10 protein-coding genes and 2 tRNA genes are annotated in these 11,376 nt (G+C 58.3%); 6 read left to right on the forward strand and 6 right to left on the reverse strand.

The window, feature by feature from the left end:
• The first annotated feature begins 183 nt into the window (after window positions 1-183).
• From ACR0A2_RS16700 to ACR0A2_RS16715, 4 genes are all read left to right on the forward strand, one after another.
• A tRNA-Met gene (locus ACR0A2_RS16700) sits at window positions 184-260 on the forward strand.
• Window positions 261-658: 398 nt separating this feature from the next.
• Window positions 659-748: transfer RNA gene (locus ACR0A2_RS16705), tRNA-Ser, on the forward strand.
• Between the two features lie 263 nt (window positions 749-1,011).
• Window positions 1,012-2,994: a phosphatase PAP2 family protein gene (locus tag ACR0A2_RS16710; protein WP_480836233.1), complete on the forward strand. Its 1,983-nt coding sequence runs from the start codon at window positions 1,012-1,014 to the stop codon at window positions 2,992-2,994.
• Window positions 2,995-3,139: 145 nt separating this feature from the next.
• Window positions 3,140-4,387 carry a hypothetical protein gene (locus tag ACR0A2_RS16715; protein WP_480836235.1) on the forward strand — a complete coding sequence of 416 codons (1,248 nt, stop codon included), beginning with the start codon at window positions 3,140-3,142 and terminating at the stop codon, window positions 4,385-4,387.
• Window positions 4,388-4,394: 7 nt separating this feature from the next.
• Here ACR0A2_RS16715 and ACR0A2_RS16720 read toward each other — a convergent pair whose 3' ends face one another.
• On the reverse strand, window positions 4,395-5,336 hold the full coding sequence (locus tag ACR0A2_RS16720; RefSeq protein WP_480836237.1) for a YcaO-like family protein: 942 nt from the start codon (window positions 5,334-5,336) through the stop codon (window positions 4,395-4,397).
• Between the two features lie 68 nt (window positions 5,337-5,404).
• On the opposite strand from ACR0A2_RS16720, the gene ACR0A2_RS16725 reads away from it, so the two are divergent.
• Complete coding sequence (locus ACR0A2_RS16725; RefSeq protein ID WP_480836239.1) at window positions 5,405-5,716, forward strand: hypothetical protein; 312 nt, start codon at window positions 5,405-5,407, stop codon at window positions 5,714-5,716.
• A gap of 32 nt (window positions 5,717-5,748) precedes the next feature.
• Complete coding sequence (locus ACR0A2_RS16730) at window positions 5,749-7,368, forward strand: hypothetical protein (protein ID WP_480836241.1); 1,620 nt, start codon at window positions 5,749-5,751, stop codon at window positions 7,366-7,368.
• Window positions 7,369-7,375: 7 nt separating this feature from the next.
• Here the strand turns inward: ACR0A2_RS16730 and ACR0A2_RS16735 are convergent, their stop codons facing one another.
• From ACR0A2_RS16735 to ACR0A2_RS16755, 5 genes are read right to left on the reverse strand one after another with little or no spacing between them, the layout of a single operon-like run.
• A complete protein-coding gene (locus tag ACR0A2_RS16735) occupies window positions 7,376-7,759 on the reverse strand; it encodes a carboxymuconolactone decarboxylase family protein (RefSeq protein WP_152456719.1) in 384 nt (127 codons plus the stop codon).
• Between the two features lie 17 nt (window positions 7,760-7,776).
• The gene (locus ACR0A2_RS16740; protein WP_480836244.1) at window positions 7,777-8,523 is read right to left on the reverse strand and encodes a sulfotransferase-like domain-containing protein; all 747 of its coding nucleotides are present in this window, start codon (window positions 8,521-8,523) and stop codon (window positions 7,777-7,779) included.
• Complete coding sequence (locus tag ACR0A2_RS16745; RefSeq protein WP_480836246.1) at window positions 8,520-9,356, reverse strand: aspartate racemase/maleate isomerase family protein; 837 nt, start codon at window positions 9,354-9,356, stop codon at window positions 8,520-8,522. The genes ACR0A2_RS16740 and ACR0A2_RS16745 overlap by 4 nt, the downstream gene beginning before the upstream one ends.
• A gap of 19 nt (window positions 9,357-9,375) precedes the next feature.
• The gene (locus tag ACR0A2_RS16750; protein WP_480836248.1) at window positions 9,376-10,464 is read right to left on the reverse strand and encodes an aromatic ring-hydroxylating oxygenase subunit alpha; all 1,089 of its coding nucleotides are present in this window, start codon (window positions 10,462-10,464) and stop codon (window positions 9,376-9,378) included.
• Window positions 10,461-11,348, reverse strand: coding sequence for a MurR/RpiR family transcriptional regulator (locus tag ACR0A2_RS16755; RefSeq protein ID WP_480836250.1), 888 nt, complete (start codon window positions 11,346-11,348; stop codon window positions 10,461-10,463). Before ACR0A2_RS16755 ends, ACR0A2_RS16750 begins: the two co-directional genes overlap by 4 nt.
• Window positions 11,349-11,376 lie beyond the last annotated feature (28 nt).

The raw sequence follows: 11,376 nt of genomic DNA on the forward strand, positions 1-11,376 counted from the left end.
AAGTTAAGCACTGCCGCGCCAATGGTACTTGGGCTTAAGCCCCGGGAGAGTAGGTCACCGCCAAACCTAGTAAAAGCCCACATCTCTCTAAACGATCAAAAAACAATACCCGGCCTTAAATAGCGCAAGCGATAGGCCAACCAAAGACCTCAAGTAGCGTAAGCGCTAGGTCACAAAAACTGTCGCGGGATGGAGCAGCCCGGTAGCTCGTCAGGCTCATAACCTGAAGGTCGCAGGTTCAAATCCTGCTCCCGCAACCAATAATTCCATCCATATATCAAACACTTAGCCCCGCATCCGCGGGGCTTTCTGCGTTTGGGTAATGTCCTTAGCGAACATGTGGGCATTTTCTAGGTTGGGCGTGGCAATGGGATCCAACTGTAACAAGAGAACTTCATCGCTTTCAGAAAATGATCTCATAATCGGCGCAACTATGCGGAACGGGGAATCGATATGCTGTGTCGCTTCGAACCTGAAGGTTTGGTGGCACCGCGTTGAATAAAGGCTTCAGAAAAAATTCTCCAAAACTGGCCCATGATCCATCTAAGTTGGCGTCTTTTACCGTGATTTCAACGGGTTCAACAATTTTGCCAGAGAGGGGCACAAATCAGATATTTCGCCTTGTATTCCCGTCGCTTGCAAGGATATACCCGTCGATGGAGACGTGGCCGAGTGGTCGAAGGCGCTCCCCTGCTAAGGGAGTAGGCGGGAAACCGTCTCGAGGGTTCGAATCCCTTCGTCTCCGCCATCCAACTTTCTTTATCTTTCTGTCCGGGGAGATTCAGCCCGAAGATGGCTGGGCCCCAGATATCCTGTTTTGCATTGGATTCTGCGATTTCTCGAAAGATCGGAAAGCGGCGGCGGGGCTTGGTGTCCAGCGCGATCGAAGCCCTTTCTATCCCGAATATTCCCAATCTCTTTCAGAACAGGGCAAAAACATGTCGGAATGACCGGTCACGATCCGGTAACGGCGTCGTGCGAATCGTTGTCTTCGTCGATCGGGAGAGCAACATGCCGCAACATATCATTCCGTCTGAACCTTGGCAGGACCTGGAAAAGCCCAATCGTGGATTGAACCGGGATCAGTGTCATTCGAACACGCCGATTGGTGTCCGAGACAGGGCGGCCGATGAACATAACGGCGAAGCAGACCTGTTTGCCGGGACTTGGCCCACGAGCTTTTCCAAGGGCTTGCGGCATGACGAAAATGGCATTGTCGACGCGCAGGTTTATACCGAATTTCTGGAAGAAGTGGCTGACCCTACCTGCACCGACAATCAAGGAAACAGGCTGACGCTGTTTGACACGCCAGCCTATTCCGGGCCCTTCCGCACCGCGCCATCAGAGGGTGGTGAATTTAGATGGCGTGCGTGGGAAGGGCCAATCCTGGGTCACCGGTTGGGGTTCAATGGATTGGACGCCGGCGGTTTGGGTATCGCGCCGGCGCCCAGGCTTGGGTCAGATGAATTGGCGGCAGAAATGGCCGAACTCTATGCGATGGCCTGTCTGCGAGATGTGCCCTTGGAAACCATTCGGGATGGTGCCGAGGGGACCGACAAGGTGCTTGGCGCCCTTGGCCGGTTGGAGTGGTTCCGCAAAGACGGTTTCCCAAAGGATGCCAGCGGCGCCGAGATCGGGAAAGTACCGGCGGCGCGCCGGGTCCGAGATGGCGAAGGTCTGTCTTCGCGAACTTTGTTCCGCGGCTCGAGCCAAGGCTGTTCGGACGGGCCTTACGTGTCGCAGTTCCTTTTGCAGGGGTACGACTCCCTGACCTCAGACGCGGCGCATGTGCAAGGGCGGTGGTTGGCAAATACAACTGCGCCTAGGGCAGTGCCGTTTGGTTCGTTTCGGGTTGACCAAAGAGTTGCACCACAGGCCGTTGGCGTGGACTATTTGCGGGACTGGGCCGAGTGGCTGGACGTTCAGAACGGGGCGGACGCGACCGGCGAACAAGCCTTTGAGGCCTGTGGCCCGAAGTTTATTGAAACACCTCGCGACCTTGCTACCTACGTGCATTTCGACTCGATCTATCAGGCTTTTTCCAATGCCTGCCTGTTGATGTTGGGCCGAGGTATTCAAGCAGATGACGGTCTGCCCGAAGTCTGGAATTCCCGTGCGGAGGATGGCGGGGGCCATTGGGGCGGATCACACGCGCTGTCGATGCTGGCAGAAACCGCGACCAGGGCAATGCGGGCCGTGCGACGCCAGACCTTTCAGGTGCACAACCGCGCCCGCCCTGAAAAGCTGGGCAGCGTTGCAACCTTGGTGGCGAATGGTCATGGCGCGGTGCTTGGGGCAGCGGAACCGTTTGCCGCAGCCCATCTTGAGAAATTGGAAAGCGCCGCCTGCGAAGATTTCAGTCTTGTGGAAGCCATTGCCGCCGCGCCGGCCACCAAGCGGTTCGCCCACAACGCGGGTTCTCATAAGGGGCTGCCTCAAATCGATCGCAACCTGCTGTTGCCTGTTGCTTATCCCGAGGGCTCGCCAATGCAGCCGTCCTACGGGGCGGCGCATGGCGCAGTTGCCGGGGCGTGCGCGACGCTGCTCAAGGCGTTCTTCAGAACACATGCGCTGGACGGGTCACGGGTATCCTTGGCAGAGGCGGGTATGGAGCGCGTCTTTGTTCCGGCTCCGGGTGGAATGAAACTGGTTGAGTCCGTGCGGCCAGAGGACAGCGCAGCGAAGCTTACGCTGAATGGCGAGCTGAACAAGTTGGCTGCAAATATCGCGATCGGGCGCAATTTTGCAGGGGTACATTTCTACAGCGACTATTTCGACAGTATCCGAATGGGTGAACGCGTTGCAGTGGGCATTCTGGCCGAACAGATGGCGAATTTCCGGGGGGCCGCGAAAATGTCGCTTGAAACATTTGATGGAGATCGCCTCAACATCGTTGGCGGTCGTTCTTGCGGTAGCGAAATCCACATTGTGAACAGTACGCCCGAATTGTGGTGGACCCGTCATTTGCCTGAACAGGCGGGGTGGGCAGGATGAATGTATCAGACCCCATGACAGGTCGGTCTACATGATGCTTCCTTGTGCGTCACCGGTGGCGATCGCCCCGTCGGAATTGAAAACCTACGGGCATCGATCTCTGACTTTCCATTCTAGTGTCTCTGAAGCCCAACGGTGTTCTTTGATGTCTGTATTCCGATCGCCGGGACTTGCTGATCAAGGCGTGAACGAAGCCACCCGGTCAGCGTGGAATTCAAGCATTCAGAACATATTCGACGTGCAGGGCGTCAGCCCGTTTCTGGTTATGGATCCGCGTGACATCGAGGCGGGCCAACCTTCGAATGGGTTCAGATGGCGCGCCGAACCCCGGGAACCGCGGGACTGTCTGGGCGATGAGCTGGCGGCGCGCGTGTGTGACCAAGGCTGGTCCGGCAGGGTTGAGCTGCACAATGAATATCTTGAATACACGTTGGTAATGCGACCCGATGCCGGTGGCAGGCTGCGCCCGAAGCGATTTGTGGCCACTACCGAGTTTGTGGAGTGGTGGCAGTTCATGGCGGTGTTCGATCTCGATCACTTCCTGTCGGTGGTCGCATCGGTGACCGGGCGCTTCTACTCCTGCAAGGATCTGTTTGAAGTCTCACGGTCGGTATGGATGTCGATGGATGTGTCCGAGCGCGCGGCCCGCTTTCACAAAAGGCTGGTGGGTAGGGATCACGCGCATCCGCCGGAACATCCGTTGAATATCCAGCATGCCCTGTTTCTGGCCAAGGGCACGAACCGATTGACCGGTCTGATCCAGACCATACATTTTTCTTCCTTCCCGTATCTCGTGAAGGACGGCGAGAGCAACCGGCGCGCCCGGCTTGAAGAAGTTCTTGATTTCGCGAACCGGCAGGATCTGTACTGCGGGCATGCAGGGATGCGCCTGGTGAGCGATACGCTTGAACTGGCCGCGGGGAACTGTGGCAAGTCACCTTCGGGTCGGGCGATGGCATTCTCTGATCCGCTTGGGCTGTATATTCAGGCATTCCATACATCAGAACTGATTGTGGGTGCGGGCAGGGTGCCTCGGGGCTGGGTCCGGTTCAGGCGCGGTGCGCCGGGAATGCACATGCGCCTTGAATTCGGGCCTGCCGACGACGATCCCCGGTTTCTGGATGATATCACGCTGGGAACAGGCCCTTCGGCGCTCCCTGTCTCGGGCTATGCTCTGGCCAGCTTGATCGAGGTCGGACCGATGATCACAGTTGCCGCCAGGCCGCGCGTGATCACCCGTGTCGAATTTGTTGAAATTCCGCATGCTGATCCAGGGCGGGTTGTCCGCAGCCTGCCCGAGACCGAACGTTGCAGGCAGCTTTTGGAATTCGCGGACCGTTGCAAGGCAGAGATCAACGGCGACACGACAGGCTTTCGCAGACACGGATCCTGACCGGTGCTCAAACTGCTACGGCTTTGACCACCGGCAGGGGAATTTCAGGTGCGGTCATGTCAAAAACCGCAACCGGACGACCGAGGGCGCGACTTGCCGCTGTCAATACCGTCGTCAGCGATGGGTTCGGGCTGTCCCACGCCTGCACGTCGAACAACCGCGTCGGAGCAACAGGCCGGTCATTCTGCGCGCCGCGATAAAGCCGGAACAGACGGGCCTGTTCGGCATCCATGCCGTGATCCGTTACACCGTTGTGTTCAAGCATCACCATGTTGCGCCAGGACACCACCGCCTCGGATGCTGCGTGCCAGACGCCCTGCGCCAGATTTGCGGAAAGCGCCGATCCATAGGTCGGCCTGCCGCCATCCGCATCTGCGCAGACCGCGCGCAGCAGAAGGCCGATGCCCGGAACTTCGAGGATGTGAAGGCTCAGTTGCCGCAGTTGGACGTGCAGCCACTGCGTCAAATCATGGGGCAGGACCGTGTCCGGCGCCAGGTGGTCAAACCCCTGCGATCCAAGAGCGTGTTCCAAACACTCCAGCGCCGCCCACAGCGCGGCGGCTTCATGTGTCGGGCCAGCCGCGGCACCTTTCGAAGTGACCTTTCCGTCACTGCCCGGAACACCCAGTGCAAGCGCGTCGTTTGGCATCACATGGGATGCGTCATCCGACGCAATCAGGCTTTCGCGGGTTTGTGGTGCTTCGGCACTGTATTGCAAGGCATAGCGCTCAATCGCTTCGAACCCGGCCAGCCGCGCCGCCTCTTTTGGTGTGCGGCCGGTGCCGAAAGACACGCGATGGCCCATCCCGCCCTTGGGGGGCAGAGCTCCGTCGCGCAGCTCGATCAAGCGAAAAGCCGCGTGGATCGGCGCATCTTTGGGGAATTCGGCAAACGAGGGTTTGGAAATTAGCCGAGCAGTTTCAGCGCGTTCTATCAACGTGTCGGTCATTTTCATTTCCGGATAAGCATATAACGGGGTATACAAGTGGGCATTGTTGTTTGAGAAGGAGATTTTACATGGCTCGTTTGACAATCAACCCGAATTATTCGTTGAAAGACTTGGGGTGCGAAGTTCTGAATGCCGCGCGCGGCCATGCGTTGGGGTCGCAAGATGATCAGGACGCGGCGGAGCGCAAAATTCAAGAAATCCTTGCGGACAGTGGTAATCCAGAGGTCAGGTTTGTCTATGACACCAAGGATCTGGTTCATATCGTTGTTCCGGACCTGAGTGACAAGAAGCCGGATCCGAACCCCGATCACGAGTCATGGTGCTGCAAACTGGCCTATGAAGCGATGGGCGGTATCGTCATATTTGGATGCAGCGGTTAACGACAACCCCCGAACGTTTTTGAGGGCCGTTAGTGACTGAGGCAAAAACCAAGGTTTTTTTGACCGGACCGTTTCAGATTATCCGTGACGACGGTCAGGATGTGACGCCTCGGGGCACCAAAGCGAAAGCTCTTCTTGCTTTGGTGCTTCTGTCGAAAAACGCGATACGCAGCAGGGCTTGGTTGCAGGACAAGCTCTGGAGCGAGAGTTCGCCCGCACAAGGCGCGGCGTCGCTGCGCAAAGAGCTGAGTGTTCTCAGCAAGCACTATTCCAAGCACAAACTTGATATTCTTGAAATCACCCGTGAAACGGTGTCGATCAATCTGGCAGCAGTCGAGGTTGATCTGTTTGACGAGCAGCTCAGTCCCGATCGGGCTGAATTGCTGGAAGGGTTGGACGTTGCCGACCCCGAGTTCGAGGCGTGGCTGACGGTTGAACGGCAGGCCTATTGGGACATCGATACAGACTCAGACGGACCGGTTCTGGCGGGCCGCGGTTTGCCGGTGCATTGGGGGCGTTTGCGTCCAGCGGTTGTGGTTGAGCCTTTTGAAGTTGTCGGGGAAACGCCGGATATCAGCATTGCTGCCTCCTCCATACGAGACGAACTCATGTTTCTTCTGGGCACAATGTCCGACGTGATCGAACTGCGTGACGCGCGCAGGCAGGAAGGCCCGGTTGAAGGTTATGTTCTCAGCGGCAGCGTGGTTGGCGCGGAAGGTCTGCGGGTGGCCGCTCAATTGACGTCAACCGCGGATCAGGTGTGCCTTTGGACACAGCGGTTCCGCTTTCGTGCGAAGGAAACATTCGACGCGGTCGAAGAAATCGCCATGAAGGTCGTCGAGGCGCTCCAATTGCGATTGCGTGATGGGTATTGGTCAGAAATCTGGTCTGGTCGTGCCACTTCGACCGAGGCCTGGTCTGCGTTCCAGAAAGCGCGCATATTGGAAAGTCAGGCAACGGAAGACGGGTTGCAGGATGCCATCCGTCAATACCGCGCCTGTCTCGAGTTTGACCCCGGATACCTGCCGGCCCGTGTGGCGATCGGTTTCTGTCATTTGGACATGATCCGCCTGGGCATGGATGCAAACCCGGCCGAGACACTGGCAATGGTAGAGGCCGAATGCAAACAGTTGCGCAATCTGAACCCGACTGACCCGTATTGCTCGGCCCTCCATGCCTTTACCCATAGTGTTGCAGGCAACACGTCAGAGGCTTGCAGCTTGATGCTTGCCGTCGTGGAACGTTTCAGTGGAAGCCCGGAACTGTTGGGATATTTCGGCATCCTGTTGGTGTATGATGACCGGGCCGAAGAAGGCGTTTCGGTCTGCAAGAAAGCGTTGGCGTTGACGCCGCATCCGCCCATTTGGATCGAAGCAAATCTGGCAATCGCAATGATGATGACCGGGGACAAGGCCGCGTGGCAGCATGCCCATAACGTGTTGCGGGTCGACCCCGGACGCGTTCGTCCCAGGGTCGTGCTGTGCATGCTGTCCGCCGCCGCCGGGAACCATTCCCTGGCGCGTCGACATGCCCGGCAGATTCTGGAATTGCAGCCGGGCTTTTCGGCCGAACGCTGGGCTTGGCCCGGCTGTTTCAAGAACAGGCAACACTACGAGAAAGGCGTGCGGCTGTTGTCGGCGGCTGGTCTGTGACGGGTCGTCAGGTTTCTTCCAGCACCTTGCGGGCCACGCGAAAACACTCCAGCGCCTGAGGAACACCGCAATAAATCCCGACCACGTGGATGATGGCGCGGATTTCTTCCTTTGAAACCCCGTTGTTTATGGCGCCCCGGCAATGGATTTCCCATTCATGCATCTTGCCCAGCGCACCGATCATCGACAGGTTCATCATCGACCGGGTCTTGGCGTCGATCACGTCGTCGCCCCACCCAAACCCCCAGCACCAGGCCGTCATGGCTTCTTGAAACGGGCGGGTAAAGTCGTCGGCGGCAGCCAGGTTTTTTTCCACATACTCTGCGCCCAGCGTGTTCTTCCTTTGCTCGAGCCCTTTCAGAAACAGGTCTTCGTCGAAAATGTCGGCCATTGCGGGTCTCCGGTGTGTCAGTGTGTCAGGCGGTGTCTGTAAAGGTGATCGTAATGCGGTTTCATCCTGCGGTGCACCAGTTTCACACGGTCTGGCGCGTCCGCGATGTCGATATGCGTGCGGGGCTGCGGGGCAAGCCCGGTCGATTTCGCCAGGTTGCCATGGAACGACCCGCCGTCCCACCAACTGAGGGCGGACGGATCACCGCCCGGTTCCCATGTCAGCGCCTCTTGGATGAATGGGATTCCCACCGCGTCACAAAACGCCCGGGTCATGCCGTGTGGGTCTTCCAGCAGGTCATCGCTGTCAATGACCGGCGGCGGAGTTCCGTTCAACGCCGTCAACAGATCGAACAGCGCGCGCTGTTCGGGAAAGCCAACCTCGCCTTCGGCAAAGTCCGGCCATTGCTTGTACATCGAAGTGATGGTCTTGGCCGGGTCCCGGATCAGGAAGGCGTGGGTGAAATACGACAGAAACTCGGCATCCCACATGTGGTTGATGTAATGCGGAAAATCCTTGAGAAAGACCGGCCCCCGTTTCGCCCGCTGCTGAATGTCCAGCCACACGCTGTCCAGTGTCAGGCCCGGCGTTGTCACATCACCCGGTTGGAACCGATGCCAAAGCGGGTCTTCACCCTGATACCACGCCTCGCCAAAGGGCTCGTGCAGGCAGTCGAGATCACCGCGTTGCCGCATCATCCACTCGAATGCGGTTGACGTGGATCTGGGCACGGCCCAGAGCGCGAGGATTTTGTGCATGGTCATGGCCTCTCGAATAACTCAAGACGTTTCAGCAATTGCCCGTGCGGTTTGTCGGGTGCGATACCGAGGGATTTGAAGATGCGCCAGTAAAGCGCGATGTCGTGGCCGATCACCGGTTTGCCCAGCGCGTCTTCTAGCGTATCGGCCAGATGCAGCGGGCGCTGGGGCAAGCCACCGGGTCCGGTGCGGAAATTGCACATGCCATTGATCAGGATCGCTTCGGCCTGAGGTGCCTTGTCGGCCACATATTCAAAGCTTTTCAGTGCCAGATCGCCGTCAAAGACCCAGCGACAGGAATTGACTTCTTCCTGACTGTCGAACCAGCCCTGATCGTGGAAATTCCCGGCCCAGACCACATTAAACCCGGCTTCTTTCAAGAAACCGACCGTGCCCTGCCACCATTCCGGCCAATGATAGGCGGCGTTCAGGGCAACCTTTTCGACATTCAGGTCACGCAATGCCTCGACCATGGCATATCCTGCCATGTGAAAGCGGGTTTCATATTTGTCTGACAGGTCTTCGCAGTGTTGCCGAACGCCTTCCACGCCCAGCCCGCAGGCATGGACCCAATTCGAACCGACCTGACCGCAGACATCCACACCGTTGCGGGACATGCAGTGCACGAAGTCTTCGAGCATGCCAAAGTTCTGTTTCCGCTGATCCAACCCGTGCACATAATCCGGCACATGCAGCATCCACCCGTGAACGCCCACCGTTTCGGGGCACATGCGCAGGAAATCCGAGGGCGCGGCGTCAAAATCGAACGGCGGGCAGGTGAACCCGACCTGATGGGGGAACAGTTTGTGTTCCGGGCGCCAGACTTCAGGCATCAGCATCAGCGTGCAACCTCGGCCACTAATCCACAGCCTCGCGCATCCATTGCTGAAGCCGCGCGATGGAATGTTCCGACATCACCCCGCAGCCCGGATCCAGAACAAGCGGTCCGGGGCGATAGCCCCGCGACTTGAGCCCGCGATGAACGGATTCCACAAGGCGGATGTCTTCCTCCACCGTCGTTTCGCGGTCCTGGACCGCCAGTTGCCGGATAACCGCACTGTCCGAGCCGCTCTCGGTGTACCAGCCGCGCCAGACGGTGCAGTGATCGGCATCAACCGCGCGCCAGTGATAGGTGTTCAGCACATTGCCGGGGTAACACTGGAACGAGAACATCGGCCACAGGAACCACGATTGGTAATCGCCTGCGTGCGGTACCGACAGGTCGATGGGGTAGGTCATCTTGTCGAGGCTCTGGCATTCCGTCGTGTGACGCAGGACGTAGCCGCCGCCCGCGTCGGGCTGAATGTCATAGGTCTCGGGCTTGACCACACCTTCGGCAAAGGTCGGGTGGTTGGTCGGGCAGTGATAGCATTCCGAGTAGTTCTCGACGCTGACCTTCCAGTTGCAGTTTTCGGGGATCTCCACCCATTCCAGCGGTTCCAGATCGTCGATATGCGGAACGAATGCGCGGATTTCCTCGCGCACGCCGGGGTACCATTCATCCATCGGCGCGGCGTCGTCATCGAGGTTGACGAAAATGAAACCGTTGAACACTTCGGTTCGGACCGAGGTCAGGCAAATGGCGCTGCGGTCGAACCCGGGGACGGATTTGATGTTCGGTCCGGCGCGCAACTGACCGGACAGCTCATAAGTCCAGGCGTGGTAGGGGCAGACGACGACACGCGTGTTGCCCGCGCCGGTGACCATTTCATGCGCGCGGTGCTGGCAGACGTTATAGAAGGTGCGGATTTCGCCGTCGCGGCCGCGAATGCAGAACAAGTTCTGGCCGGCGATCTCAAACGCAAAGTAATCCCCCGTTTCCCGGACCTGCGCGACATGGCCCGCAAACTGCCACGTTCGGGCCAGAAGCCCCTGCATTTCCTGCTCGAAAATAGCAGGATCGATATAGTATCGCGCGTCCAGTGAGTGGGTCAGGGGTGCGTTCATTCGGGCTCCTCCGCGTAGAGGCCAAGTTGGTGTCTGCGTTGGTGAAACCGTTCCACCCGCTCGACGATCTCATCGCTGGACACGGCGATCACGAAGGATAGCAGAGTTTCCAGCAAGGCAATCGTCGAAACGGATGACGGAAAGAATTGCGGCGTGTCGGCGGCGACCACAAAACCGTGATGGGCGTTCAGGATCACCGGGCTGGCCGGGCTGTCGGAAACACCGATGACGGTCAGGCCCTGTTGACGAGCCAGCTTGATCGCCTCGATGACTTCGGTGCGATAGGGGTGGCAGGTGATCGCGATCAGCACGTCCTGTTCATCGGCCCAGGCCAGATCATCCACCGGGGTCGAGCCGGGGCGTGGAATCGCGTGGAACTGCTTCATCCCGGTTGACGCAAGATAAGTGAAATTACGCGCGTTCGAGTTGTTGACGCCGACGCCCAGCGTGAAGATCTGGCGGCAGTTCCAGATATCCTCGGCAGCGGCCTTCAGAGTTGCGGCATCGATCCCGGCAAAGGTTTCTTCGATATTGCGGATCGCCGCACCCACCATATCGGCATAAAGCCCCCCCAGTTCCCCTGACTTGCCAATGTCCTGCAACCAGCGCGCGCGGTCTGGAAACGACACGTTGCCCCGTCGAATCGCTTCGCGGAAGGGGGCCCGGAAATCTTCATACCCTTCGAAGCCCACCTGCCGGGCCATACGCACGAAAGTATTGGGTTTGACTTTGGCCGCCTCGGCAATCTCGCGCACGGTTGAAACCCCAACATCCGTTGGGTTTTCCAGCACGTACCGCGCGGCTTTCTGCGCTTCGGGGGTAAGGGCATCCCATTCCTCGGTGAGGCGGTCGAGAACGATTGATGATACATTTGTGTCATTCATGATTGACGATGGTACATTTGTGGAATTA

This window comes from Ruegeria sp. H8 (genome assembly GCF_056532905.1).